Origin of the sequence: Streptomyces litchfieldiae (genome assembly GCF_031845365.1) — a bacterium.
GTDB lineage: Bacteria > Actinomycetota > Actinomycetes > Streptomycetales > Streptomycetaceae > Streptomyces > Streptomyces litchfieldiae.
Window position 1 is genome coordinate 1 of sequence record NZ_JAVREL010000139.1, and the last position, 415, is coordinate 415.

At 74.7% G+C, this 415-nt stretch carries 1 protein-coding gene; it reads left to right on the top strand.

All coding sequences use genetic code 11. The annotated features are described in order from the left end of the window. A partial coding sequence (locus tag RM590_RS35770; RefSeq protein WP_311708977.1) for a methyltransferase occupies nucleotides 1–313 on the top strand: 313 nt, incomplete at its 5' end. Nucleotides 314–415 lie beyond the last annotated feature (102 nt).

Genomic DNA, 415 nt, shown 5'->3' on the forward strand with positions numbered 1-415 from the left:
GAACTGGGACGACGAGAGGGCCTGGACGATTCTGCGCCGGGTCCGGGCGGCGATGCCCGACCACGGAAGGCTGCTCATCGCCGAGCCGGTACTGCCCGACACGGCCGACGCGGACACCATCAACCACGCGGCCCTGGAGAACCCGTATCTGACGGATCTGCACATGCTGGTCACGATCGGCGGCCGGCAGCGCACCCGGGCGGAGTCCACCGCGCTCTGCGCGCGGGCCGGGCTGCGCGTCACCGAGGTCGTGCCGCTGGCCCAGGAGCTCAACGCCTCGCTCATCGAGGTCGTACCCGACACCGTGGCCTGAGCGCGTGGCGCGACCGCGTGGCGCGACCGCGAGCGGGTCCGGCCCACCGCCCCTGGGCCGGGCCCGCACGCGCTCCGCCACGCACGGCGTGCGGGCCGGTCA